Genomic DNA, 25,186 nt, shown 5'->3' on the forward strand with positions numbered 1-25,186 from the left:
TGATCTCCGCCGTCTCTGGCATCTTCGGCATTTCGGACATCCGGCATGTTCGGGGGGGTCGCGCGGGAATCCCGGCTCGGGGTATATAGTTAGCAAAGGTAATGAGTTATGACGAACACCACCACAAGGACGGGACGCCTACCGGGCCCACGCAGCGACGCCGAGCTGGCCTCCGCGCTGCGCGTGTCGCTGGCGCGCCTGACCAGAAGGCTGCGGCGGCAGGCTGGAGCCAACACCCTGACCCCGACGCAGCTCGCGACTCTCGCCGCCGTCGAGCGGCACTCCGCTATGACGCCTGGCGAGCTCGCCGAGCTGGAGAAGATGCAACCCCCTTCGATGACGCGGGTGATCGCCGCTCTGGAGGAGCGCGAGCTGCTCGCCCGCACCCCACACCCGACCGACCGGCGGCAGGTGACCGTCAGTGTGACCGAGGCCGGCCGGGGGCTGCTGAAGGAGGAACGCCGACGGAAAGAGGCGTGGCTTGCCATGCGGCTGGAGGAGCTGTCGCCCGAGGAGCGGGCGACACTGCGGGCCGCGGCGCCGATCCTGGAGAAGCTCTCGCAGACGTGACCCGTCCACAGGCTGTGGACGACGCCCGGGTGGCCGTAAGGGAGGCGCGGGAATCCGAGCCGCAGGAGGTCCAGGCCGAGGAGACGCGCGGCGCCGAACCGCTTTCGCGCTCGCGCGGCGGGATGTTCCGGTCCCTGCGTAATTACAACTACCGCCTGTTCGTGTCCGGCAGCGTCGTGTCGAACGTCGGCACGTGGATGCAGCGGACCGCCCAGGACTGGCTGGTCCTGGAGCTCACCCACGGCAGCTCGGCCGCGCTCGGCGTCACCACGGCCCTGCAGTTCCTCCCGGTCGTCCTGTTCGGCCTGTGGGGCGGCATGCTGGCCGACCGGTACCCCAAGCGCCCGCTGCTCATGGCCGCCCAGTCGCTGCTCGGGCTGCTCGCGCTGGCGATGGGCCTGCTGACGATCACCGGGTACGCGCAGACCTGGCACGTGTACGTGATGGCGTTCATGCTGGGGCTGGTCTCGTGCGTCGAGGTGCCCACCCGGCAGTCGTTCGTGGTCGAGATGGTCGGCCGGCGCGACCTGGCCAACGCGATCGCCCTCAACAGCTCGACCTTCAACCTCGCGCGGGTCGTCGGACCGGCGCTCGCCGGCGTGCTGATCTACGCGCTGGGCGGGACCGGGCCGATCTTCCTGCTGAACGCGGTGTCGTTCGCCGCGGTGATCAGCGGCCTGTTGCTGATGCGCACCTCCGAACTGCGCACCCCCGAACCGGTCGCGCGCGCCAAGGGACAGCTCCGCGAGGGCCTGCGGTACGTGTGGCAGCGTCCGGAGCTGCTGATGCCGATCCTCCTGGTGGCGTTCGTGGCGATGTTCGCGACCAGCTTCTCCATGAGCATCGCGCTGATGGCGAAGCAGGTCTTCGGCCAGGACGCCTCGTCGTTCGGCGTCGCGTCCAGCGTCTTCGCGGTCGGCGCCCTCGGCGGGGCGCTGCTGGCCGCGCGCCGCGCCCGTCCCACGCGCCGGCTGCTGATCGCCGGAGGCGTCGTCTTCGGCCTCGCCCAGATCGCCGCCGGGCTCGCCCCCGCGTACCTGGCCTTCCTGCTCCTGCTGGTCCCGGCCGGCATGGCGATGATCACGACGAACACCGCCGCGAACTCCTCCGTCCAGCTCGCCGCCTCGCCGGAGATGCGCGGGCGGGTCATGGGAATCTATGTGCTGGTGTTCACCGGTGGCGCTCCCATCGGCGCACCGCTGATCGGCTGGATCGGCGAGTTCGCCGGGCCCCGCCTCGGGGTCGTGATCTGCGGGGTGATGTGCCTGGTCGGGGTCGGGCTCGCCATCCTGCTCACCAGGTTCGCCGCGGGAAGGACGCATGGTGCGGTTGTTCGTGGCGTTGTCGCCGCCCCAGGAGGCGCTCGCTGAGGTCGCCGGGGCGGTTGAGCTCCACGTCGAGGGGTGGCCCGAGCTGCGGTGGGCGGCCCCGGAGACCTGGCACCTCACGCTGGCCTTCCTCGGCGAGGTTCCCGAGACCGCGCTGCCCGGACTGAAGACACGGCTCGCCCGCGCGGCGGGCCGGTATCCGCCGATGACCCTGGCCTTCCGAGGCGCGGGCGCGTTCCCGTCCGCCCGCAGAGCCCGCGTCGTCTGGCTCGGGGTCGAGGGCGGGGACGCGGTGCTCTCCCGGCTGGCCGCCTCTGTCGCCGCCGCCGGCCGCCGCGCGGGGGCCCCGTACGAGGACAAGAAGCCGTACCACCCGCACCTGACGCTCGCGCGGGCCCGTCCCAAGGAGGGCCTGGACGTCACGCCCCTGGTAGGCGAGCTGAAGGAGTTCGCGGGAACGCCGTGGCGCGCGGACGCGGTGCACCTCATGCGCAGCCACCTCGGGCGGAAGGTCCGTTACGAGACCGTCGCGTGCTGGCCACTGGCCGGGCGCGACTAGGCTCCAGTACGTGGACCGTCCCCGTCGCTGGCTGCTGCCGGCAGTGCTCGCGCTGCTCGTGGTCATCGTGGTGATCGGCGCCCTGCTCTCCTGAAGTGCCCGCCCGAGCGATGCGAGCCGATCTCAGCCCATCCGCGCCCGGCGAGCCGATCCTCTCCGATCCGAGCCGATCTCGACCCCGCCGGAGCCGGACCGAGCCCGTTGTGACGAGTGAGGCCGTGGCCCCCGGGGGATCGGGGACCACGGCCTTCGCGTTTCCCTATGGCGGGAATCGTCCGGCTCGCGTGCCTACCAGGCGTACGCCTCGGGGGCGGGGCCGCCCGGCCCGGGGAAGATCTCGTCCAGGCGGGCGAGCGCCTTCTCGTCCAGCTCGATCTCCAGGGCCCGCAGGGCGCCTTCGAGCTGCTCGATCGTACGCGGGCCGATGATGGGGCCGGTGACGGCCTTCTGGGCCAGCAGCCAGGCCAGCGCGACGTTGGCCGGGTCCTCGCCGAGCTCGTCGCAGAACGCCTCGTACCGCTCGACCTTGTCGCGGTGCTTCTCCAGCTCCCCGAGCATCCTCTCGGACGCCGACCGCCCCTTGTCGATCTTACGGAGCACGCCGCCCAGCAGGCCGCCGGCCAGGGGGCTCCACGGGATCACGCCGAGCCCGTAGTCCTCACAGGCGGGCAGGACCTCCAGCTCGACCTGGCGGACGAGCAGGTTGTAGTGCGACTGCTCGGAGACCAGGCCGGTGAACGGGCGCCGCTTGGCCGTCTCCTGCGCCTTGGCGATGTGCCACCCGGCGAAGTTGGACGAACCCGCGTAAATAATCTTGCCCTGCTGGCGGAGGACCTCCATGGCCTCCCAGATCTCGTCGAACGGGGTGCTCCGGTCGACGTGGTGCATCTGGTAGAGGTCGATGTAGTCCGTCTGCAGCCGCTTGAGCGAGGCGTCACACGCCCGGCGGATGTTCAGCGCGGACAGGAAGGTCTCGTTGGGCCAGTCGCCCATCGAGCCGTACAGCTTGGTGGCGATGACCGTCTTCTCCCGGCGCCCGCCGCCCTTGGCGAACCACCGTCCGACGATCTGCTCGGTTACTCCCTCACCTTTCTTCCAGCCGTAGACGTTTGCCGTGTCGAAGAAGTTGATGCCCAGGTCATGAGCCTTGTCCATGATGGCGAACGAGTCCTCTTCCGAGGTCTCGGGCCCGAAGTTCATGGTGCCCAGGCACAGGCGGCTCACGGAAAGACCGGCGCGTCCGAGGTGTGCGTAATCCATGAACCTCAGCCTAAGCACCTGGAGTGCACTCCAGCCCAGCCGAAGAGCCGGGAAAGGCGTCGTACGTCAGGAAGAAGCCCCGTGAGACGGTATCTCGACCACTCCTATCCCAACTCCAGCCCCGACCCGGTGCGGGCGGTCGAGCGCGGCTCGCCTGCTCACGGGGCATGATGTGCCAATGGGGAGTAGACGGGTGGTCGTGACGGCGGGAGTGCTGGCGGCGCTCGCGTCCGTGCCGGCGGGGGGCGTCGCGGCGGCCTCCGCGTACGCCGTGACGGGGGCGGACACGGAGGGCGTGAGGGGTGCCAGGGCCGGGGGGACGGACGCGGACCGCGCCGCGAAGGCCGGCGACGGCACCGAGCGGCTGCTGTTCCGCTTCAAGGACGCGCGCATCACCGAGTCCAGCGGCCTCGCCGTCTCGCCCACGCACAAGGACGTGTACTACACGCACAACGACAGCGGCTCCGGCCCGCAGTTCTACGCCGTCGGCCCCGACGGCCGCACGCTGGCGATGTTCACGGTCGCCGGGGCGGCGGCCCGCGACTGGGAGGCGATGGCCGCCTCGGTGGACCCGGCGACCGGGCAGAGCTTCCTCTGGTTCGCCGACATCGGCGACAACCTCAACGGCGGGTGGCCCGACTACTCGATCTACAAGGTGCCCGAGCCCAAGACGATGGCCGACGCGACCGTGCACGCGACGCGGTACCGCTTCCGGTACAAGGACGGCAACCGCAACGCCGAGGGCATCATGGTGCACCCGAAGACCGGGCGGCTGTACGTCGTGAGCAAGGAGTTCGCCGGGTCGATCTACGCGGCGCCCGCGAAGCTCCGCACGGACAAGGTCAACATCCTGCGCCGCGTCGGCCCGGCGCCGATCATGGCGACGGACGCCGCGTACGCCCCGGACGGGTCGAGCTTCGTGATCCGCACCTACTTCTCAGCCTCGCTCTACAAGGCGCCCGGCGAGCTGATCGGCCGCGTCTCGATGCCCGCGCTGGACCAGGCCGAGTCGATCACCTACACCCGCGACGGCAGGTCCCTGCTGACCGGCACGGAGGGGGCGTCCAGCCCGGTGTACTCGGTGCCGCTCCCGGCCTCGGCCATGCCCAGGCGGGCGGCGCCCACGCCCGCCCGCACCAGCGGCGGGCCGCCCCCGCGCGTGGCGGCGCCGCCGAACGCGTCGGCCTCGCACGCGGCGGCCGGCACGGGCGAAGGCGACGGCGGCGTCCCGGCCGGGGTCATCGCGCTGTGGCTGGGCGTGGCGCTGGGGGCGACGGGCATCATCGCGGTCGTGGCCCGCCGCGTCGGCTGACCTTCAGGACCTGGCGCCGGCCCTCATCACGACGCCCGCGTCTGCCGAGACCTGACACGGGAAGAGCCTGCCGGGCGGTGGTCCGCCGGCAGGCTCTCATCCGTCCCGGCAGCTCTCGGCCGGGAGTCAGGTGGGCGCCATCACTGGATGCCACCCGATTGCGGGTGCTACCTCGCGGGGCGGGGGAGCGGTGCGGCCGCGGGGGGCAGAGGCGTGGCCGCGTGGGTGGACGACCACGGAGGCGCCTGCGGGCTGGTGGTCTGACCGGCCGGCTGCGCCGGGCTCGCCGGTCGTACCTGACCGGCGGGCTGGGCCGGGGTGGCCGGTTGAGCCGGGGTCGCCGGCTGCGGCGGCTTCACGGCCGGCTGCCCCGGGGTCGCCGGGGTGCCGATGTACGGCGGCAGGCCGGACGGGGCGGGCGGGGTGATCTGGTGCGGCGGCCTCACCGGGAGCTGCGCCGGGTTGGCCGGCGTCACGATGGGCGGCTGGCCCGGGCCGGGGGGCGCCACGACGGGCGGCTGGCCCGGGCCGGACGGCGCCACGACGGGCGGCTGGGCCGGGGTGGCCGGCTTCGCCGGTGCGGCCGGGGCCGGCGGCTGGACGCCCGGGTGCGCCGGGGTGCCGGGCCACGCCGGCTTGACGACGGGGACGCGGGGCGACAGCGGGAGCCCCAGCGCGTCGCACGCCTTCCGACCCGTCCTCGTCTTCGGGCACGGCGGCGTGCAGGAGACCTCGACCGAGTCGAGGAAGTTGCCGTAGCTCGGCGAGCCCGCGGCCGACGAGACCGACTCGATGGCGATCCGGGTCACCCTCTGCCCCTTGGGCACGCGGTAGATCCCGGTGTAGTGCCCCCACTGGATGCCGCCGTCGGAGATGTCGCCCGAGGTCTGCCCGACCGGGACCTGGACGGCCTGCGCGGTCCGCGTGCCGATCTTGACGCGGATGACGTCCTTGTCGTCGGCGCTGGTGCTCCGGGCGCGGTGGGCGAGCCGCCACACCAGGACCGTCTTCGGGTTGGTGACGACGTCCTGGTAGAGCGTGGAGACCTGCGTCCCGTTGAGCTCGGCGAACTGCGTCCCGGTGTCGGCGGCGACCTCTCCGCCGTTGGCGCCGGCGTTGCCCGGTCCCCAGATCTCGATGGCGCGGTCGGTGGCGGTCGTGCGCCAGGCGGGGATGTCCGTCCTGAGGTTCCCGGCGTGGGCGAGCCCGCCGGGCTGCTCGAAACCGCCGTTGCCGGACACGCAGACGGGGGAGGCCGGTGGGATCTTGGGTGGCGCCGGGGACGCCGCGGCGGCGGCGGTTCCGAGCCCCGCGGTGGGGACCGCGACGAGTGCGGCGGCGGCGCCGAGAAGGAGGACACGCTGAGGCAGGGATACCAGAGCATGGGTTTCTTTCATGAATTTCCCCTCGTTCGGATGACTACCCCGACAGGTCGGGGCGAGCACGCCGCGAACACCAGTACGAATCATGTCGGCGTGCCTGTCGAGGTATGCCCTGCTGAAACGCGAACTCCTGTGGCTCAAGTGAGTCTTGAGGCGGGCACACCCATGGTTTTACCTGGGGGATCTTCTTTGTCCTGAGTCGTCCATGCGGGCGACGAACGGCTCCCCGCGCAGCGCCTGCTCGACGAGCTCGATCGAGGCGGCGAGCCGTACCAGCCGGGGGCCTTCGCGGCGGTAGGCGGCCAGGACGGCCTCGATGGCGTGCGGCGGCAGGTGCTCCTTGAGCTCGACCGCGGCGGTGCGGTACCCGGCGCGGGCCGCCTCGACGGTGGCGGTCACGTGCTGGCGCGCCATGCGGGCGAGGGCGAGCGGGTGGCGGCGCAGCACTCCGTACGCCCGGTAGTCGGGCGGCACCGCGTCGAGCAGCCAGGCCACCGCCGACGTCTCCCAGTCCGGGCTCCCTGGGGGGAGGACCTCGGACGGCCACCCGGGTGGAAGGTACACGTCGGGAAGTGTATCGAATGTCCGTTCGAGTTAGGGTATAGGTGATATGTCGGTTACGAAGATCCGGCGGGTTGCCCGGCGGCGGTGGGTCATCGGGGCGCCGCCCTCCGTACAGTCGGACATTTCACCCTGTCTGGCGCGAGCTTCCCAAACAAAGGAAAATGTCGACTTGTGACTGAGCGAATCGGCGTGATCGGCGCGGGCATCCTGGGGCTGGCGGTGGCCCGCGAGCTCGCCGCGCGCGGCGCCACGGTGACCGTCCTGGACAAGGAGGACCGCGTCGCCGCTCATCAGACCGGCCACAACAGCGGCGTCGTCCACGCGGGCATCTACTACGCGCCCGGCTCGCTCAAGGCGCGGCTGTGCAGGACCGGCGTCGCGCTGCTGCGCGAGTACTGCGCCGAACACCACATCCCGTACGAAGAGGTCGGCAAGCTCGTCATCGCCTCGAACGGCGCCGAACGCGCCGGGCTGCGGCGCATCGCCGAACGCGCCCGCGAGAACGGCGTCCCCGACATCGCCGAGCTGGACGCCCTCGGCCTGCGCGAGGTCGAGCCGTACGCGGTCGGCGTGGGCGCCGTGCACTCGCCCCACACGGCCATCGCCGACTTCCCCGCCGTCGCCCGCCGCCTCGCCGAGGACGTCACCGAGCAGGGTGGCTCCGTCCTGCTCGGCCACCCGGTGCGCGCGCTGCGCGAGACCGCCCGCGGGGTGGAGGTCCGCGCGGGCGAGGGACGGTTCGTCTTCGACCGGCTGATCTCGTGCGCGGGCCTAGGATCCGACCGCGTCGCCGCCATGGCCGGACAAGCAGGAGACGTCCGGATCATCCCGTTCCGCGGTGAGTACTACAAACTGACCGGCGGCGCCAAGGACCTCGTCCGCGGCCTCGTCTACCCCGTGCCCGACCCCCGCTACCCCTTCCTCGGCGTGCACCTCACCCGGCGCATCGACGGCGAGGTGCTCGTCGGGCCCAACGCCGTGCTCGCCCTCGCCCGCGAGGGATACACCTGGCGCGACGTGTCCGCCCGCGACCTGCGCGAGATCATGCTGTGGCCCGGCATGCGCAGGCTCGCCGCCCGGCACTGGAGGACCGGCGTCACCGAGGTGTACGGCTCGCTGGTCAAGGGCGCGTTCCTCAAGGCCGCCCGCCGCTACGTGCCCACCCTGACGTCCCACGACCTCGTGCGGACCGCCGGGGGAGTGCGCGCGCAGGCCGTGTCCAGGGACGGCGGCCTCGTCGACGACTTCGTCGTGGACGTCCACGGACGGGTGATCCTCGTCCGCAACGCCCCCTCGCCCGGGGCCACGTCCAGCCTCGCGATCGCCCGGCACATCATGTCTTTCATCCACCCTTAAGCCGGTCGCGCCACTATAGGTAGGTGACCGAATCGTCTGAAGCCCGACTACTGATCGTCGAGGACGACCCGAACATCCTCGAACTGCTCGCCGCCAGCCTGCGGTTCGCCGGATTCGAGGTCGCCACGGCCGCGAGCGGAACCGACGCGGTCGAGGCCGCCCAGCGCCACCGGCCCGATCTCATGGTCCTCGACGTCATGCTGCCGGACATGGACGGGTTCGACGTCGTACGACGCCTCCGCGGCGGCGGCGCGCACACGCCGGTGGTCTTCCTCACGGCCAGGGACGCCACCGAGGACAAGATCCGCGGCCTCACCCTCGGCGGGGACGACTACGTCACCAAGCCCTTCAGCCTCGAAGAGGTCATCGCGCGCATCCGCGCCGTACTACGCCGCACGGCGGGCGACTCGCAGGCGCCGCCGCCCCGGATGACCTTCGCCGACATCGAGCTCGACGAGGAGAGCCACGAGGTGTGGCGGCACGGCAAGGTCATCCCGCTCTCGCCGACCGAGTTCAAGCTGCTGCGCTACTTCATGGCGAACGCCGGGCGGGTGCTGTCGAAGGCGCAGATCCTCGACCACGTGTGGGACTACGACTTCCGCGGCGACGCCGGCATCGTCGAATCGTACGTCTCGGTCCTGCGACGGAAGATCGACAACACCACCCCCCGCCTGATCCACACCCTCCGGGGCGTCGGCTACGTCCTCCGAACCCCACCCCGATGACCCCACCCCCGGCGCCTCCGCCGCCCACCCCTGCCCCGGGTCCCATGCCCGCCGGCGCCCCCCTCCCCGTCCCGGGGTCCGTGCCCGCCTCGGGCCCGGGTCCTGCCCCCGTCCAGGGTTTCGCCGTCCCCATCCAGAGTCCCGTCCACGGCTCACACCCCAGGAGGACTCCGCGGGCCGTCCTCGCGTCCCTGTTCGCGCGTACGCCGCTGCGGGTCAAGCTGATCTCCGCCATGCTCGCCCTCGTCGCCATAGCGCTGGCGGGGATCGGCGTGAGCAGCGTGTCGGTCCTGCGCGGCTACCTCGTCGACCGCGTCGACCAGCAGCTCGACACCTGGGCGCACGACGTCGGACGGCGCCTGCAACGCCTCCCCGGACTCGGGCTCGGAAGCCGGGTGCCGCCCGACGGCCTGATCCAGGTCCGCGACGCCGCCGGACGGGTCGTCGCCGAGGCCGTCGGGCTGGAGGCGGAGACCGCGCCCGAGCCCGTGCTGCCGTCCCCGCCCCCCGCCTCGGCGGTGGGCGCGTGGACGGTACCCGCCGCCACGGGAGGAGGAAGCTGGCGCGTCCGGATCGTCCCGATCGCGGGGATCGGTAGCGTCGTGATCGCGATCGACCTGAACTCGGTCGACCAGATCACCTCCCGCCTGGTCATGAGCGAGCTGCTCGGCGGCGGCGTCGTCATGGTCGTGCTCGCCGTGATGGGCGTGGTGATCGTCCGCAGGAGCCTGCGCCCGCTGGTCGAGATGGAGCACACCGCGGCGGCCATCGCGGCGGGCGAGCTCGGACGACGGGTGCCCGACCGCGACCCCCGCACGGAGGTCGGCAGCCTCGCCGCGTCCCTGAACGGCATGCTCGCCCAGATCGAGACCGCCTTCCGCGCCCGGGAGATCTCCGAGGCGGCGGCCAGGTCGTCCGAGGATCGCATGCGGCGGTTCATCGCCGACGCCTCCCACGAACTGCGCACCCCGCTGACCTCCATCAGGGGCTACGCCGAGTTCTACCGGCACAACCCCGCGGGCGACCCTGCCCGGCTCATGCGCCGCGTGGAGGACGCCGCAGCCCGTATGGGCGTCCTCGTCGAGGACCTTCTCCTGCTCGCCCGCCTCGACCAGCAGCGCCCGCTCACCATCAGTTCGGTCGACCTGCTAGCCCTCGCCTCCGAGGCCGTCCAGGACGCGCGCATCCTCGCGTCCGACCGCGACGTGGCCCTGGAGGTCGCGGGCGAAGTCGCCCCCATCGTCTCCGGCGACGAGGTACGCCTGCGCCAGGTCCTCGGCAACCTGATGACCAACGCGCTCACGCACACGCCCGCCGGCACGCCGATCCGCGTCCGAGCGGGCGCGAACACCACGACCGCGTTCGTGGAAGTGATCGACAAGGGCCCCGGCCTCACCCGCGACCAGGCCGAACGCGTCTTCGAACGCTTCTACCGCGCCGACCCCTCCCGATCCCGCACCGCCCCCCCTGCCGGCGGCGACCCGTCCGCGCGCCGTCCCGCCGGGGACGCTGACGGCGAGCCGGCGACGAGAGGCACCGGCCTGGGCCTCGCCATCGTCGCCGCCCACGGCGGCACCGTAACCGTGGAAACAGCCATAGGCGCCGGCTCCACCTTCAGAGTCACCCTCCCCCTGTCCCCCGAAGTCTTTCCACCCTCTTGACGCCCCCCAAGATCCAGAAGCTCTGGTCGGCCGCACCCGGCCTGCTCGCCCGACGACCGCCTCGGCTTCACGATCACCGGGAGCTCCAGCCTCCCGATCCAACGATCCCGCGCTTGCCTGGCTTGTATGACCGAGGTGCCAAGCCATACGGCGACACGTCGGAGAGGCGCACACGGCAGCCAGGAGGAGTGAGCGTGATGGGCGAGCGCAAGTCGTGGGCGGACAGAAGGGCGGAGATCATGGGCCGGCCAGGGGCCGGGGCCGCCTATGAAGCGGCACGGATTCGCTTCGAGCTCGGTGAGGCGGTACGCCTTCGCCGTGAAGAACTGGGACTTACCCAGCGGAACTGGCGCGGCGCACAGGTCTCTAGCAGCCGGCGGTGGCCCGGTTCGAGGCGGGGGGCTGACTCATGATTGCAGGACTGCTGGACGCCGAACCGGCCGAAAACCGATTCGCTACCGGCTGCATGCCAAAATCTCGTCCGGGGTCTCGGCTTTCTCGAAGCACCGTACGCGCTGCTGCTCTTCGTTGATGGTCGTGTTGATGGTGGTGCCGAACTCATTCAGGGCGGTGAAGGTGATACGGGCGCCATTGAACGCCATGAGCAGGGCGATAATGCCGAGCAGAGTGGCGATGTTCGTGGTTCGGCTGTTGTCCGCGACACCGCGCCGGACCCGGCCCATGCCCGCGATCCCCAGAACGACCGCGATGACGGAAAGCGGCCCCCCGATGACGAACGCGATGGGAACGAAGCCGCAGAGGACCCCGATGATGGCGCAGACCATCGCGGCCAGGCCGAAGGAATTGCGAGGCTCCGGCGGCATCATCTGGCCCGGCGGGAATGGATACGGCTGCTGGGGGTGATAAGGAGGCGGCTGCGGCGCCCATTGCCGCTGCGGCGGGTACTGGTGGTGCTGCTGGCCGCCGGGCCCGTACGGCTGCTGGTTCATGCGTAACCGACTCCTGATCATGAGGGCGCTCGGCGCCACAGTCCCCGACCGGTATTGATGTGACTCGCTCGCCATCGGGCTGGTTGTCACATTGGTCTCGTTCGTTATCGGGGAGCACTGCCGGGTGGATTGGCCCTCGCGGCGGGCCGCCTTGAGTCCGTCCAAATGTTCCGCCCATCACTGATCGAATCAAAGTCGCATGTACGCACTGCTCTATCAGGGAAGGGGAGGCAAGGCCGAGGGGCCGGTGGAGGGCAAGGACAGCCGCCGGCCACGGCTGGGATGAGGTAGTCGGAGGTCGTGATCTGCGGCTGGTGACCTTCCAACGCGTAAAGGGGATGAATCTCTCCAGGTTCGGTGTAAGGCTGGGCTCGTGAGCGACACGCACACCGTGGTCCTGGTCGAGGGAGCCAGTGATAAGTCGGCCATCGAAGCGTTGGCCGAGCGCCGTGGCCGGAACCTGGCGGCCGAAGGCATCTCCCTTGTGGCGATGGGCGGTGCCACGAACATCGGGACGTATATCGGCAGGTTCGGCCCTCCCGGTCGCAATCTCCGGCTGGCCGGTCTGTGCGACGTCGGGGAGGAAGGCGCCTTCCGGAGGGGTCTCGAGCGCGCCGGCCTTGGATCCAACCTCAGCCGAAGCGAGCTGGAGGCGCTCGGATTCTTCGCGTGCGTCGCTGACCTGGAAGACGAGCTGATCCGCGCCCTCGGCACCGCCATGGTTGAGCGCGTTGTCGATGCCGAGGGCGAGCTCAGTTCATTTCGCACGCTCCAGAAGCAACCCGCATGGCGCGGGAGCACCACTCACGAGCAGCTGCGCCGGTTCATGGGATCAGGCAGTGGCCGCAAGATCCGCTACTCTGGCCCGCTCGTCGCGGCACTCGATCTCGATCGCGTGCCGCGGCCGCTGGATATGCTGCTGGCCCACCTGTTAGGCAGTCGGAGATGGTGATTTTGTCATCGCCGGGTGAGGCGGATTCGTTGGTGGAACCATGCTCAGGGGGACGGGAAGCCGTCGGTGGGGAAGGTCGAAGGGCCGGTGGAGGGGAGCTCTATTTGGTCGCCGGCGGATAGGCCTGAGCGGATTTCGATGTACTGGTCGCCTCGCACGCCCGTCGTCACCTCACGCGGTACGCTGCCGTTTCCCTGGCGGACCACTACAGTCGCCATGCCGTCCGAGCGGGTTCTCACCGCCTGGGCCGGGACGTAGATCGCCTCGTCGGCTTTGTCCACGGTGACCATCACGGTAGCTGTTTGTCCGAGCATCAGGCCCTTTGGTGGGTGGTCGAAGGCGACGGTGACGCCGTACTGGACGAGGCGGCCGGTGGTGGTCGCGGTGGGGTCGATGTGGGTGACCTTGCCGTCGTACGCCGCGTCCTGGCGGGTCACGAGGGTCACCGACGCGCGTTGGCCGATCTTCAGGCGGCCGACGTCCGTCTGCGAGAACATGGCCTTGACCTGAAGCTCGTCGAGATCGCCCAGAGTGAGGAAGGTCGCGCCGGCGGTGGCGTCCGAACCGGCCGTGCCGGTGACGCTGAGGACGGTGCCCGACGCGGGGGCCTTGATCTTCACGCCCGCGAGCGCGTCCTCGGCGGTCCGTAGTGCGGTCTGGGCCTTCCCGACGTTCGCCTCGGCCTCGGCGACGGTCGTGACCTGTTGCCCGCCCTGGCCGCCTTGTCCGCCCGCGCCTCCTTGTCCGGCTTGTCCTCCGGCCTGGGGCGCCTGGCCGCCTTGGCCGTTCCCCGACCTGCCTCCCTGGCCCCCGCTGCCCTGCGGCGTGGTCTGCTGCCGGTTGGGCTGTTGGGTGGGCTGCTGGGTCGGGTTCTTGCCGCCGTTCCCGTCCGGCGCCGGACAGCCGCCGGTCGGCTTCGCGGTCGGCTTGACGGTGGGTTTCGCCGTTGGCTTGGTGGTGGGCTTGACGGTCGGCTTCTGGGGCGGTTTGACCGTGGGCTTCGCGGTGGGGCTGGTCGTCGGCCTGACGGTGGGCTTGGACGTGGGTTTCGTCGTCGGCTTGGACGTGGGCTTGGTGGTCGGCTTGGACGTGGGTTTTGCGCTGGGCTTCGAGGTCGGCTTGACGGTGGGTTTCGCGGTGGCGGTGGGATTCGGGCCTGGGGATGTGTGGGGTGTTCCGTTGCCGGTCCCGGAGGAGGCCGCGTTCTCGTAGGACACCGGGACGACCGGCGGCCGCGGTTTGACGGTGTACCCGAAGTGGCCGTTGTCACCGTCCGGGACGGAGGGCGTCGGCGTCGGGCTGGGAGTCGCAGGGGGACAGGTCGTGGTCGGCCCCGACGGTGGCGAGGACGGCTGCCCCTGGGGCCCGGTCGGCTTACCGCCCCCGGACCCGCCCGATCCGCCCGAGCCACCCGCGCCGCCGGCAGCGCCCCCTCCGCCCCCGGCCGCCCCTCCACCGGAGCCGGTGCCAGAGCCAGAGCCGGCGCCAGATCCCGAGATCAAGGGGGCGCCCGAGGCCGTCTTGCCGTTCTCGATGTTGTCGAGCGTCTCTTCCGCGGCGGCGAGCGCGGCCTTGGCGGCGTCGTGGTCCTCCTGGGCGATCGTGTCGTCGACGCGGGCGAGGACCTGACCCTTCTTCACCCTGTCCCCGGGCTTGACGTACACCTTCTCGACCGTTCCTGAGGCGCCGAAGGCCAGGTCGCGGCTGTGCGCGTCCACGGTGTTCCCGGCGGCCGACACGGCGCTGACCACCGTGCCCCGCTTGGCGGATGCCAGCTCCACGCGCGCCGCAGGCGCGTCCTCGCCGCTCCCCGCGTACACCAGCCCGGCCCCCACCAGCACGATCGCCGCGAGGGTCAGGCCCCCGACGCGTACGGCGGTGGGAGGAGTGCTCGATCTCATGCGGGCCATCCTGATGGGCTGACGTCATTCCCAGCTCAGCCGGAACTGAAAGTTCCCTGTGTAAATCCGGACGAAAGGCCGCATTGAGCTGGGGTTTCGTCAAACCATAGGCCGTTATAGCGGGCTATAAAGCACAAGCCACCACGTTGTCAGGAAACCTTCAGGGACGCCGGAGGTTCGCCCAAGCGGCGTGGTCCAGGCTCAATGCTCGTGAAGCTGTCGACGAAGCGCAGAGCGCTGATCGTGAACGGCGCCCTGGCCGTGCTGTTGCTGGGAGGCGCGGGCGTCGCGTACGCCTCCCTGAACCAGGGCACAACCGCCGAGGCGGCACCGCTCACCACGCGCGTGACCCGGGGGACCGTCCTGTCGGCGGTCTCGGCGTCCGGGTCGGTGGAGAGCGCGAGGACCCGCTCGCTGAGCTTCGGCACGAGCGGCACCGTCGAGAAGATCTACATCGAGGCCGGCGATAAGGTGAGCAAGAACCAGATCCTCGCCCGCGTCGACGACACCGCGGCCCGTGACGCGCTGGACGCGGCCTCCGCGAGCCTCACCGCGGCCGAGGACGGCGACACCACCACGGCCTCCGGGTACTCGCAGTACATCCAGGCCAGGAACTCCTACCGCGAGGCCAAGCGCACGCTCGACGCCACCGTGATCAAGGCGCCCTTCGCCGGGACGGTCACGGCCGTGAACGGGACGGTCGGCGGCTCGTCGTCCGGCGGTTCGTCCTCCTCAAGCTCCGGCTCCGGCTCGGCGGGATCCGGATCAGGCGCGGGGGCAGGCGCTTCGAGTGGTTCGTCCGGGTCCGGGAGCTCGGGTTCGTCCGGCGGCGGCTTCGTCGAGCTGGCCGACACCGGCCGCCTGCGGATCGTCGGCGACTTCACCGAGTCCGACGTGACGAAGCTGAAGACGGGCCAGCCCGCCACCGTGACGTTCGACGCGCTGCCCGGCGTCACCGCGAGCGGCAAGGTCACGCTCATCGACCCCGTGGCGCAGACGAACAACAACGTCGTGCAGTACTCGGCGACGATCTCGCTCAGCGACGTCCCCAAGTCCGTGCGCCTCGGCCAGACCGCGACCGTCCAGGTCATCGTGGCCAAGGCCGACAACGTGCTCACCGTGCCGACCTCGGCGATCAGGACCGCCGGGGGCCAGAGCACCGTGACCGTCCTGGAGAACGGCCGGCAGGTCGCCAAGCCGGTGCAGGTCGGCGTCAAGGGCGACACCACGACCGAGATCACCTCGGGGCTCAAGGAGGGAGACCAGGTGGTCCGCGCGACCGGCACCACGGGAGGCGGCCTCCAGGGAGGCTTCCCCGGCGGGGGGTTCCCGGGCGGCGGGGGCGGCGGCATCCGTCTCGGCGGCGGTGGCGGCCTCGGTGGCGGCGGAGGCAGAGGGTGACCGCGCCCGAGGCCCCCGTCCTGGAGGTCCGCGAGGTCAGCAAGATCTACGGAACCGGAGACGCGCGGGTGCACGCCCTGCGCGGGGTGTCGCTCACCGTCGAGCGCGGGGACTACGTCGCCATCATGGGCGCTTCCGGCTCCGGCAAGTCGACGCTGATGAACATCCTCGGCTGTCTCGACGTACCCACCACCGGCACCTACCTCGTGGACGGCACCGACGTGGGAGCGCTCGGCGACCGCCAGCTCGCCGTCCTCCGCAACAGGAAGATCGGTTTCGTGTTCCAGTCGTTCAACCTGATCCCGCGCATGAGCGCGCTCGCCAACGTCGAACTGCCCCTCGCGTACGGCGGGGTCGGCGTGGGGGCGCGGCGCAGGCGGGCCCTCGCGGCGCTCGACCAGGTGGGGCTCGGCGACCGGCTCCACCACGACCCGAACGAACTGTCGGGCGGCCAGCAGCAGCGCGTCGCCGTCGCCCGTGCGCTGGTCACCGCGCCGTCCCTGCTGCTCGCCGACGAGCCGACGGGCAACCTCGACACCACCTCGACCGGCGACGTGCTGCGCATCCTCGACCGGCTCAGCTCCGCGGGACGGACGATCGTCCTGATCACCCACGAGAACGACGTGGCCGCCCACGCCAAGCGCGTCATCCGCCTCGTCGACGGGCGGATCACTGAGGACCATCGCCAGGCGCCCGTCGACGGCCCTCCGCCCCGGCTCGCCGCGGTGGCCCCCTGATGGGCGCCCTGGAGGTCCTGCGCTTCGCCGTACGCGGGCTGACGGCGAACAAGATGCGCAGCGCGCTGACCACGCTCGGCATCCTGATCGGTGTCGCGGCGGTGATCCTGCTGGTCGCGGTGGGCGAGGGGACGTCCCGGTCCATCACCCAGAACATCCAGCGCCTCGGGGCGAACACGCTGACCGTGATGCAGTCCTTCTCGGGCGGCGGTGGTGGCGGCCGTGGCGGTGGTGGTGTCTTCGCAGGCGGCGTAGTGGCCGGGCCCGCGCAACAGCAGGGCGGCACCGGCCCCCGTACGCAGGCCAAGGAGCTCACCATCGAGGACGCCCGCGCGATGGCGGACGCCTCGGCCGCTCCCTCGGTGAAGAGCGTGTCGCCCGTGGTCAGCGCGTCGTCCCAGGCGGCCACGTACCAGGGTGCGAGCCACTCGATCGCCCAGCTCGTCGGTACGTACCCGACCTACTTCGAGGCGTCGAACAAGCCGGTCGCCAAGGGCTCGTACTTCTACAACGACGACGTGACCGCCGCCCGGAAGATCATCGTGATCGGGCAGACCGTCGCCGACGACCTGTTCGGGAGCGTCGACCCGATCGGCAGGCAGATCACGATCACCGGCGTGCCGTTCACGGTCGTCGGCGTGCTCAAGCCCTCCGGATCCTCCGGCTTCCAGGACGCCGACGACATCGCGGTCGCGCCGCTGGCCGCCGTCCAGCAGAGCCTCACCGGGTACGGGCCGCTCGGGCAGATCATCGTCCAGGCCAAGAGCGCCACCGCGGTGGACGCGGCGCAGTCGGAGATCACGCAGATCCTCGACCAGCGGCACGGCATCACCGCGACCGCCACGGCCGACTACCGCATCCTGAACCAGGCGCAGCTCCAGGAGACGGTGAGCGCCACCATCGGCACGTTCACCGTGCTGCTCGGCGCCGTCGCCGCCATCAGCCTGCTCGTCGGCGGCATCGGCATCACCAACATCATGCTCGTTACCGTCACCGAGCGGACCCGGGAGATCGGCATCCGCAAGGCCATCGGCGCCCCGCGCGGCGCGATCCTCGGCCAGTTCCTCGCGGAGGCCACCATGCTCAGCCTGATCGGCGGCCTGCTCGGGGTCACCATCGGGTTCATCGGCAGCAGGTTCACGATCGCCGGCGTCCAGCCGGTCATCGTGCCCACCTCGATCGCGCTCGCCCTCGGCGTGTCCGTCGCGATCGGGCTGTTCTTCGGCAGCTACCCGGCGAACCGGGCCGCGAAGCTGCGCCCCATCGAAGCGCTGCGGCACGAGTGACGTACGGCCACCGGATCTAGGAGTGATCATGAGCACCACCAGGCGCAAGCCGCACCCCACCGAGGACTCCGCGCCGGACCACGAGCTGCTGGAGACCTCCCCGTTCGACGGAGACCTCGGCGACGCGCTCGCCGCCCGGCCCGAAGGGCGGCGCACGTCCAAGCTGACCGCGGCCCTCGGAGCGGGGGTGATCCTCGTGGCCGGCATGCTGCTCGGCATCCAGGCCCACAAGCTGTGGGGGTCGCAGACCGGCGGCAACCGGACGGCCGCGGGGCAGGCGCTGCTCGCGGGCAACGGCGGCGCGGCCCAGCGGACGGGCGGCGGCGCGGCGCGGGGCGGTTACGGGGGCTTCGGGGGTACCGGCGGTGCCGGGGGTTCCGCAGGGCAGCAGGGCGCCGGGGACGGTTTCACCGTCGGGACGGTGAAGCTCGTGGACGGCGGCAAGCTCTACGTCGAGACGCCCACCGGTGTCGTCATCGTCACGACCACCGGCGAGACCAAGGTCCAGGTGAGCAAGGAGGGCAAGCTCAAGGACCTCAAGCCCGGCAGCCCCGTGGTCGTCAACGGCCCGCGCGGCACGGACGGTTCCGTCAGCGCGACCACCGTGAGCAGCGGCGGCGCGGTCGGCGGGTTCGGCAACCGGGGTGGCGGCTGATGGTCGCGCCGCGCCGGTCGGCAGGATGTCAGGAAATTTCACGAGAACACACCTAAGCGAGGCGAAGGCCGATGCGAGTGGAGGTCTGCCGTGGCCTGGTCCGGTAGCCGGGATGGTTCGAGCGGCCCAGGCGGTCCAGGCGGCTTCGGCGGTTCGGGAGGTTCCGGCGGTTCGGGGGGTTCGGGCGGTCACGGTGGCTCCCGGGGTTCCGCCGCTTCGGGCGCGGGCGAGGCACGGCTCCTGGTCGTCGACGACGAGCCGAACATCCGCGAGCTACTGTCCGCCACCCTGCGCTACGCCGGGTTCGACGTCCTGACGGCGTCGGACGGGCGCGAGGCGGTGCAGCTCGCCGAGCGCGTACGGCCGGACCTGGTCGTCCTCGACGTCATGCTGCCCGACATGGATGGTTTCGCGGTGGCCGGCCGTCTGCGCACCTCGGGCCGGCGTGTGCCGGTCGTCTTCCTGACCGCGCGCGACGAGTCCGACAGCAAGCTCACGGGCCTCGGGCTCGGCGACGACTACGTGACCAAACCGTTCAGCCTGGACGAGGTGCTGGCCCGCATCCGCGCCGTCCTGCGCCGTACCCGGGCCGACCTCGACCTGCCCTCGCGGCTCCAGGTCGCCGACCTGGAGATGGACGAGGAGGGGCACCAGGTCTGGCGGGCGGGCAAGCGGGTGAAGCTGTCGCCCACCGAGTACAAGCTGCTGCACTATTTCATGGTCAACTCTGGCCGGGTGCTGTCGAAGGCGCAGATCCTCGACCACGTGTGGAACTACGACTTCGGCGGTGACCGCAACGTCGTCGAGTCGTACGTCTCCTACCTCCGGCGCAAGATCGACACTGTGGAACCGAGGCTCATCCACACACTCCGGGGGGTGGGCTACGTCCTACGCGCACCACGCCACTGACACGCCGCCGCACCCCGAAGGCGCCGCACCGCCGCCCACGCAGGGAAACACGCCTCCCTTCCCGGAGCAGGCCGCGCTTCCGGACAACGGTGCCTCAGCGACGAGCACCACGGTCCCGACCAGCTCGACGACCGGTTGGGCGGACTCCCGCCTGCCGGGTAGTGAAGATACGGACCCTGCCGGAACGGACGAAACGGAAAGGTCCGGCCCAGCCCCGGACACGGATCCGAAGCCCGCCCACACGCGAGGATGGACACGGACCCCGGTCCGCGAGCTGAAACGGCGCCTCGCCCGCACCCCCCTGTGGCTACGCCTCGTCGTGGGCACACTGCTGCTGGTCACGCTCGCGATCACCCTCACCGGCGGGTTCGCCGTCCAACTCCTGCGCGGCTACCTCCTCGACCGGGTGGACCGGCAACTGATGGTTCCCGCCGTGGCCAGGCGCGAGGTGGCCATTCCCGTCACCCCGCCGCCCAAGCTTCCGGACGGCCCGCGATACCCGCGGCAGTACGGCCTGTTCTACATGGCCCTGCTCGGACCGGACGGCGCCGTCGAACGCACCCTGCAGGAGAGCCCGGACACCGACCCGCCGCGGCTGCCGCCCCTCACCCTGCGAGAGGTGCGAAGCACGTCACCCCGTCCCTTCACCGTGGGATCCGATTCCGGGGCCCGCTGGCGCGCGATCGCCGTGGAGGACGGCGACGGCACGCGCATCCGCGTGGTCGCGATCCGCCTGGACGAGATCGACGCCACCGTCACCCGCCTCGCGGTCATCGTGGCCACGGTCGGCGGCTGCGTGCTCGTCCTGCTGGGCTTCGCCTGCCACTGGCTCGTGCGCCGCAGCCTGCGTCCCCTCGCCGAGATCGAACGCACGGCGGGCGCCATCGCCCGCGGCGACCTGTCCCGCCGCGTCCCCCTGCGCCACCGCCGGACCGAGATGGGACGGCTCGGCAGGGCCATCAACGGCATGCTCGCCCAGATCGAGACGGCCTTCCGCGCCCGCGAGGCGTCCGAGATCGCGGCGCGCGCGTCGGAGAACGCCGCCCGCGCGTCCGAGATCACGGCCCGGGAGTCGGAGATCGCCGCCCGCGAGTCGGCCAAGGCGGCCCGCGAGTCCGCCTCCGAGGCCCGCCGGTCCGAGGAGCGCATGCGCCGCTTCATCGCCGACGCCTCCCACGAGCTGCGCACACCCCTGACCTCGATCCGCGGCTTCGCCGAGCTGTACCGCCACGAGAAGACCCCCGACCTCGCCGAGGCCGCACGCCTCCTCCACAGGATCGAGGGCGAGGCCGCGCGCATGGGCCTCCTCGTGGACGACCTGCTCCTGCTTGCCCGGCTCGACCAGCAACGTCCCCTGGATCGCCACCCCGTCGACGTCCTCAGCCTCGCCGCGGGAGCCGTCCTGGACGCCCAGACCCTCGCCCCCGACCGCGAGATCGACCTGGTACGCCTCGACTCCGGCGAGGATGCCGTCATGGTGACCGGCGACGAGCCCCGGCTCCACCAGGTGATCGCCAACCTGGTCGGCAACGTCCTGCGCCACACCCCGCCCGGCACCCCGTTCCGCGTGGGCGTGGGCACCGTGGACGGCCGGGTCGTGATCGAGGTGGCGGACGAGGGCCCCGGCCTGCCCTCCGACGCCGCCGACCGCGTCTTCGAACGCTTCTACCGCGCCGACCCGGCCCGCACCCGCAGCGAATCCGGCGGCACCGGCCTCGGCCTCTCCATAGCCGCCGCCCTCGTCCAGGCCCACGACGGCACGATCGCCGTGAAAAGCGCCCCAGGCCACGGCGCCACCTTCCGCATCACCCTTCCCGGCGCCGCTCACCTTCCCGAAGGTGAATCGGGCTATGCGGTGGATCGGGGACCACAGGTCGATGACCGAGTGTTTGGTGGACACAGCATTACCCGGCGTGGGTGGTGGGAGGCCTGACGGGCGGCATAGCGTCGCAGACATGGCCGTTGAGCTTACGCAGATTCTCTCTCGTGAGGTGGTGGCGGGTGTCGCCACGATGGACGTGCCCACGGAAGAGGGGACGATCAGCGCGCGCATGGTCGTGCAGGACATCACCGGGATCGACCGGGAAACCGGCCAGGACCGCAGGCTCCTGATCATCTTCGATCCGGACGGGGTCGAGGCGATGGCCGACGCCCTGCGCCAGGCGGCGGCGAAGGCGAAGGCCCCGGAATCCTGAGGCGGTCGGGGGTCCAGGGTCGGCGAACTCCGGCAGGCGGTCGTGGGTGTGCGGGAACGATGGCTCGGGGAGGCGCTATGGCGGTGAGGCTGAATCAGCGGGCGTTCGACCATGCCAAGAGCCTGGTCAAGGAAAAGCGCGTCGTGCTGGATCAGATGGACGCCTGGAGCGAACATCAGCCGTCGGCGGACCAGGAGAACAAGTTCATCGAGGAACACGGATTCGGTGAGTACGGCAGGTGGTACCTGGGCGTGGACGACGAGCACGGCGAGGAGACCAAGGGACACTACAAATTCCCCTACGGGGATTTCCAGAAGGTGCACCGGTGTGGCGTCATCGCCGCGGAGGTACGGGCCGGTCAGCGGAAGTACTTCGACATCGAGACCGCGGCGGCTCACCTCCATGGAATGTTGGACGAGCTGATGTGACCGCCGATCTCACGGCAATCGCGAATGAGCGCCACGGGCGTTCCCGAACGCCGGCGACGTCACCTTCACGCCCGCCACGTTCCGAGCCGGATCCCGGGGTGCGGCGTACGCTCCGGCCACACGGCCCCCGTCGCGTCCACCACCCACGTCAGCCCCTGAAGACTGTTGACATAGTGACGGGAACGATGGTCTACAGCGCGAGCGCGTGGCGCAGGCCTTGGCCGATGCGGACCATCGTTTGCAGGCTCAGGCCTCCCAGGTCACGTCGCAGATCTTCGGCGAAGAGGATCACGATGTCATCGCAGAGCACTCGTCCGACCAGTGGGTCTTCGGTGGTCAGTTCGATGATGCTCGGCAGGGGTGGTTTGGGTGACGTGGTGATCCGGACGGCGAGGTAGCTTGGCAGCGCCCGATTGCGGGCGTTGTTGCTGACGATGACGTACGGCTTCTCACCGTACTCCTCACCGAGGTCGGCCATGAAGACGCGACCACGCAGGGGGTATGCGCTGTTCGGTGGCATCAGTCAGCAGCGACCTCGGCGGTACGGCGACGTGCCGCGCGTCTGAAGGCGTGGTCCTCGTCGTCATGAGCGGCGGCAAGGGCCGCGTAGCCGGTCGCCATGACCTCCTCCAGGACGGCATTGCGCGCTACGTCGATCAGCGTGTGGAGAGCCGCTGAGGTGGATGTCTCCGGGCTGAGTGTCTGACCTGCCAAGGCCTGGACGGCCACGTTCTCGGGCGTTCCGGGGGTGCGGATGGCTTCCAACAGTTCTCTGTCCTGCTCGGTCAGGGGAACGGGCGCGCGACTACTAGTCATAACCCTATGTTGCAACATGTGTCGCAAAGGATGCTACAGCAGGTGCGACATCGTCGATGCTCGAATGAGTGATGAACGCCTGGCCCTCGACCGTAGAGACATCGAGGCGCCTCCGCCAAGTTGGTGAGGATCAACACCGCGGTGGCGGGGGGCCTCGCGGCGCCGATCAACTCCACGACCAGACGGTTCGGCCCGCCTCCTCCACAGGATCGAGGGCGAGGCCGCCCGCATGGGCATCCTGGTGGACGACCTGCTCCTGCTTGCCCGGCTCGACCAGCAACGTCCCCTGGATCGGCCACCCCGTCGACGTCCTCAGCCTCGCCGCGGGAGCCGTCCTGGACGCCCAGACCCTCGCCCCTGACCGCGAGATCGACCTGGTACGCCTCGACTCGGGCGACGACCCGTCATGGTGGACCGGCGACGAGCCCCGGCTCCACCAGGTGATCGCCAACCTGGTCGGCAACGTCCTGCGCCACACCCCCCCGGGCACGCCGTTCCGCGTGGGCGTGGGCACCGTGGACGGCCAGGTCGTGATCGAGGTGGCGGACGAGGGCCCCGGCCTGCCCCCCGATACCGCCGACCGCGTCTTCGAACGCTTCTACCGCGCCGACCCGGCCCGCACCCGCGGCGAATCCGGCGGCACCGGCCTCGGCCTCTCCATAGCCGCCGCCCTCACCGAAGCCCACGACGGCACCATCACCGCGAACTCCACCCCCGGCCAAGGCGCCACCTTCCGCATCCACCTCCCTACCTCACCGAACAGCGCGTAGCGTCCGCCTCGAAACGGTCCGGCCGATCGGTGACCACAGGCGACCCGGACCCCTGTCGCTTTCTTACGTCAGGACCGTCGTGCGGGACGTCAGGGCCGCTTGGACGATGCGGAGGGCCTCGTTCGTGTCGATGCCGACGCTGGTGGTGATGGCGGCGTAGTCGGCGGCGGCGCGGCGTGCGCGTTCGCGTCCCTCTTCGCCGGAGGCCGTGACGAACGAGCCCGCCCGCCCGCGGGTCTCGATGAGCCCCGCCTCCTCCAGCTCCCGGTACGCCCTGCCGACCGTGTTGACGGCCAGGCCGAGGTCGGCCGCGAGGTGGCGGATCGTCGGCAGCCGGGTGCCCACGGCCAGCGTGTGGTCCTGGATCTGCCTGGCGAGCTGGGCGCGCAGTTGCTCGAACGGCGGGACGGGCGAGCCCGCCTCAATGATGATCATCGGGCGCTCATGGCTCGCCGCGCCACCGCCGCGCCCGGCGGCGTCCTCGCCTGGATCGCGGCGCACGTGACCAGGCCGGCGACCACGAAGACGAGCGAGGCCCCGTTCCACCACCCGGGCGCGGACCCGAACAGCAACACCACGGGCAGCGCCCAGAGCACGGTGGGCGTGGCGAGCTCGCGCGCGTCCTCGACGCGCATGATGACGTCGGCGGTCAGCGAGGTCTCGTCCTCGGCCACGACCGGGCGCGCCAGCAGGTCACGCAGTTGCAGGGCGACCCCGGCGCCCACCCCGAACAGGCCCACCAGCAGGACGAAGGCCGCGTACCGCACGGTGGAGTCCTGGACGGTCAGGGCGCTCAGCGCCAGCGCCGCCGCGCCGGCGAACGTGGCGGACGCGAACAGGGCGTACGGCCGGCCGAGCACGGCTCGCCAGCCGGGCTGGACCGGGTGGGCCGCGCGTCGTCGCAACGCGTGTCCGGCACGCCGGTCGACGCGCCGCACCCACCGGCCGAGCAGCGCCTGGACCAGCAGCAGCCCGGCCGTCAACGCCGTCAGGAGCAGCAACGGCATCGGGCGGTGCGGCTCGTACCCGCCGAACGCAGAGGTGCTGAGCCGGTCGTAGGCCTGCGCGAGCGCGGCGGCGATGATCAACGCGGCCAGGACGAGGCGATCGGCCCGGCGCGCACGTCGCCGTACCGCCAGGCGCGTGGCCAGCAGCGGTGTCGGCGGGGCATCGGCCATGCCGTGCCGGGCCAGCCACACGCCCGCTTGGTGAAGATCCTCCGCCCGCGCCGACGGCTCGGCGTCCGATAACGGTCCACTCGGCATGACCCCTCCTTGTGTCGTAAGCTTTGTCTCAACATGGTGCGTCATAGATTGCGACAAAGTCAACGCCTGGAGACGCGCCTACGGCGGTCCGTATCGATCTCGAGACGCCCGGAGGATTGTGCGTCTCCGTCCCTCGCGGTGCGGGCACGGGAACATTACGTGCACATCGGTGATTGAGGTGTAATGATGTAAGCATCGAATCGC

Annotated in this window: 26 protein-coding genes; 17 read left to right on the forward strand and 9 right to left on the reverse strand. The window is 70.9% G+C overall.

Features of this window, described 5'->3' with window-relative positions; all coding sequences use genetic code 11:
* The first annotated feature begins 108 nt into the window (after positions 1-108).
* Genes DQ384_RS35500 through thpR form a run of 3 tightly spaced genes read left to right on the forward strand, consistent with a single transcriptional unit; the run spans position 109 to position 2,457 of the window.
* On the forward strand, positions 109-570 hold the full coding sequence (locus DQ384_RS35500) for a MarR family winged helix-turn-helix transcriptional regulator (RefSeq protein WP_114033266.1): 462 nt from the start codon (positions 109-111) through the stop codon (positions 568-570).
* Entirely contained in the window at positions 567-1,940 is a 1,374-nt protein-coding gene (locus DQ384_RS35505; RefSeq protein WP_245967016.1) for an MFS transporter, read from the forward strand. Before DQ384_RS35500 ends, DQ384_RS35505 begins: the two co-directional genes overlap by 4 nt.
* Positions 1,891-2,457: an RNA 2',3'-cyclic phosphodiesterase gene (gene thpR / locus DQ384_RS35510; protein ID WP_245967017.1), complete on the forward strand. Its 567-nt coding sequence runs from the start codon at positions 1,891-1,893 to the stop codon at positions 2,455-2,457. The genes DQ384_RS35505 and thpR overlap by 50 nt, the downstream gene beginning before the upstream one ends.
* 288 nt (positions 2,458-2,745) lie before the next feature.
* Here the strand turns inward: thpR and DQ384_RS35515 are convergent, their stop codons facing one another.
* Positions 2,746-3,717 (reverse strand): aldo/keto reductase, encoded by a 972-nt coding sequence (locus DQ384_RS35515; RefSeq protein ID WP_114033267.1) that lies wholly within the window; start codon positions 3,715-3,717, stop codon positions 2,746-2,748.
* A 178-nt stretch (positions 3,718-3,895) separates the two neighbouring features.
* On the opposite strand from DQ384_RS35515, the gene DQ384_RS35520 reads away from it, so the two are divergent.
* Positions 3,896-5,029: a hypothetical protein gene (locus tag DQ384_RS35520; protein ID WP_245967018.1), complete on the forward strand. Its 1,134-nt coding sequence runs from the start codon at positions 3,896-3,898 to the stop codon at positions 5,027-5,029.
* Between the two features lie 167 nt (positions 5,030-5,196).
* Here the strand turns inward: DQ384_RS35520 and DQ384_RS35525 are convergent, their stop codons facing one another.
* Entirely contained in the window at positions 5,197-6,426 is a 1,230-nt protein-coding gene (locus tag DQ384_RS35525) for a hypothetical protein (protein ID WP_114033268.1), read from the reverse strand.
* A gap of 156 nt (positions 6,427-6,582) precedes the next feature.
* On the reverse strand, positions 6,583-6,975 hold the full coding sequence (locus DQ384_RS35530) for a hypothetical protein (protein ID WP_114033269.1): 393 nt from the start codon (positions 6,973-6,975) through the stop codon (positions 6,583-6,585).
* A 171-nt stretch (positions 6,976-7,146) separates the two neighbouring features.
* Here DQ384_RS35530 and lhgO point away from each other — a divergent pair, with 171 nt between their 5' ends.
* From lhgO to DQ384_RS35545, 3 genes are read left to right on the forward strand one after another with little or no spacing between them, the layout of a single operon-like run.
* On the forward strand, positions 7,147-8,331 hold the full coding sequence (gene lhgO, locus DQ384_RS35535) for an L-2-hydroxyglutarate oxidase (RefSeq protein WP_245967019.1): 1,185 nt from the start codon (positions 7,147-7,149) through the stop codon (positions 8,329-8,331).
* Positions 8,332-8,354: 23 nt separating this feature from the next.
* Positions 8,355-9,056 (forward strand): response regulator transcription factor, encoded by a 702-nt coding sequence (locus DQ384_RS35540; protein ID WP_114033270.1) that lies wholly within the window; start codon positions 8,355-8,357, stop codon positions 9,054-9,056.
* A 44-nt stretch (positions 9,057-9,100) separates the two neighbouring features.
* Positions 9,101-10,717: a sensor histidine kinase gene (locus DQ384_RS35545; protein WP_281274168.1), complete on the forward strand. Its 1,617-nt coding sequence runs from the start codon at positions 9,101-9,103 to the stop codon at positions 10,715-10,717.
* Positions 10,718-11,172: 455 nt separating this feature from the next.
* On the opposite strand, the gene DQ384_RS35555 is transcribed toward DQ384_RS35545, so the two are convergent.
* Positions 11,173-11,667 (reverse strand): DUF4190 domain-containing protein, encoded by a 495-nt coding sequence (locus DQ384_RS35555; protein ID WP_147269005.1) that lies wholly within the window; start codon positions 11,665-11,667, stop codon positions 11,173-11,175.
* A 373-nt stretch (positions 11,668-12,040) separates the two neighbouring features.
* Between DQ384_RS35555 and DQ384_RS35560 the strand changes: the two genes are divergently transcribed.
* The gene (locus DQ384_RS35560; RefSeq protein ID WP_114033273.1) at positions 12,041-12,619 is read left to right on the forward strand and encodes a TOPRIM nucleotidyl transferase/hydrolase domain-containing protein; all 579 of its coding nucleotides are present in this window, start codon (positions 12,041-12,043) and stop codon (positions 12,617-12,619) included.
* A 44-nt stretch (positions 12,620-12,663) separates the two neighbouring features.
* On the opposite strand, the gene DQ384_RS41765 is transcribed toward DQ384_RS35560, so the two are convergent.
* On the reverse strand, positions 12,664-14,520 hold the full coding sequence (locus DQ384_RS41765) for an efflux RND transporter periplasmic adaptor subunit (RefSeq protein WP_181871592.1): 1,857 nt from the start codon (positions 14,518-14,520) through the stop codon (positions 12,664-12,666).
* Between the two features lie 210 nt (positions 14,521-14,730).
* On the opposite strand from DQ384_RS41765, the gene DQ384_RS35585 reads away from it, so the two are divergent.
* The 8 genes from DQ384_RS35585 to DQ384_RS35620 all read left to right on the forward strand — a co-directional run bounded on the left by DQ384_RS35585 (position 14,731) and on the right by DQ384_RS35620 (position 22,131).
* Positions 14,731-15,921: an efflux RND transporter periplasmic adaptor subunit gene (locus DQ384_RS35585; RefSeq protein WP_220183306.1), complete on the forward strand. Its 1,191-nt coding sequence runs from the start codon at positions 14,731-14,733 to the stop codon at positions 15,919-15,921.
* Positions 15,918-16,658 (forward strand): ABC transporter ATP-binding protein, encoded by a 741-nt coding sequence (locus DQ384_RS35590; protein ID WP_114033275.1) that lies wholly within the window; start codon positions 15,918-15,920, stop codon positions 16,656-16,658. Before DQ384_RS35585 ends, DQ384_RS35590 begins: the two co-directional genes overlap by 4 nt.
* Positions 16,658-17,944, forward strand: coding sequence for an ABC transporter permease (locus DQ384_RS35595; RefSeq protein WP_114033276.1), 1,287 nt, complete (start codon positions 16,658-16,660; stop codon positions 17,942-17,944). The genes DQ384_RS35590 and DQ384_RS35595 overlap by 1 nt, the downstream gene beginning before the upstream one ends.
* Before the next feature lie 28 nt (positions 17,945-17,972).
* Positions 17,973-18,599, forward strand: coding sequence for a hypothetical protein (locus tag DQ384_RS35600; RefSeq protein ID WP_147269006.1), 627 nt, complete (start codon positions 17,973-17,975; stop codon positions 18,597-18,599).
* Between the two features lie 240 nt (positions 18,600-18,839).
* Positions 18,840-19,508: a response regulator transcription factor gene (locus DQ384_RS35605; RefSeq protein WP_114033322.1), complete on the forward strand. Its 669-nt coding sequence runs from the start codon at positions 18,840-18,842 to the stop codon at positions 19,506-19,508.
* Positions 19,509-19,827: 319 nt separating this feature from the next.
* Positions 19,828-21,441 carry a sensor histidine kinase gene (locus DQ384_RS35610; protein WP_245967020.1) on the forward strand — a complete coding sequence of 538 codons (1,614 nt, stop codon included), beginning with the start codon at positions 19,828-19,830 and terminating at the stop codon, positions 21,439-21,441.
* 22 nt (positions 21,442-21,463) lie between these two features.
* Positions 21,464-21,703 (forward strand): hypothetical protein, encoded by a 240-nt coding sequence (locus DQ384_RS35615; protein ID WP_114033278.1) that lies wholly within the window; start codon positions 21,464-21,466, stop codon positions 21,701-21,703.
* Positions 21,704-21,780: 77 nt separating this feature from the next.
* Entirely contained in the window at positions 21,781-22,131 is a 351-nt protein-coding gene (locus tag DQ384_RS35620) for a hypothetical protein (RefSeq protein ID WP_114033279.1), read from the forward strand.
* Between the two features lie 190 nt (positions 22,132-22,321).
* Here the strand turns inward: DQ384_RS35620 and DQ384_RS35625 are convergent, their stop codons facing one another.
* Positions 22,322-22,651: a type II toxin-antitoxin system PemK/MazF family toxin gene (locus DQ384_RS35625; RefSeq protein ID WP_114033280.1), complete on the reverse strand. Its 330-nt coding sequence runs from the start codon at positions 22,649-22,651 to the stop codon at positions 22,322-22,324.
* Positions 22,651-22,947 (reverse strand): hypothetical protein, encoded by a 297-nt coding sequence (locus DQ384_RS35630; protein WP_147269007.1) that lies wholly within the window; start codon positions 22,945-22,947, stop codon positions 22,651-22,653. The genes DQ384_RS35625 and DQ384_RS35630 overlap by 1 nt, the downstream gene beginning before the upstream one ends.
* A 260-nt stretch (positions 22,948-23,207) precedes the next feature.
* Here DQ384_RS35630 and DQ384_RS35635 point away from each other — a divergent pair, with 260 nt between their 5' ends.
* On the forward strand, positions 23,208-23,717 hold the full coding sequence (locus DQ384_RS35635; protein ID WP_220183307.1) for a sensor histidine kinase: 510 nt from the start codon (positions 23,208-23,210) through the stop codon (positions 23,715-23,717).
* Between the two features lie 63 nt (positions 23,718-23,780).
* On the opposite strand, the gene DQ384_RS35640 is transcribed toward DQ384_RS35635, so the two are convergent.
* Positions 23,781-24,152 carry a GntR family transcriptional regulator gene (locus DQ384_RS35640; protein WP_114033282.1) on the reverse strand — a complete coding sequence of 124 codons (372 nt, stop codon included), beginning with the start codon at positions 24,150-24,152 and terminating at the stop codon, positions 23,781-23,783.
* Complete coding sequence (locus DQ384_RS35645; RefSeq protein ID WP_114033283.1) at positions 24,149-24,982, reverse strand: hypothetical protein; 834 nt, start codon at positions 24,980-24,982, stop codon at positions 24,149-24,151. The genes DQ384_RS35640 and DQ384_RS35645 overlap by 4 nt, the downstream gene beginning before the upstream one ends.
* Between the last annotated feature and the right edge of the window lie 204 nt (positions 24,983-25,186).

This window comes from Sphaerisporangium album (assembly GCF_003323745.1).
In the GTDB taxonomy this organism is placed as follows: domain Bacteria; phylum Actinomycetota; class Actinomycetes; order Streptosporangiales; family Streptosporangiaceae; genus Sphaerisporangium; species Sphaerisporangium album.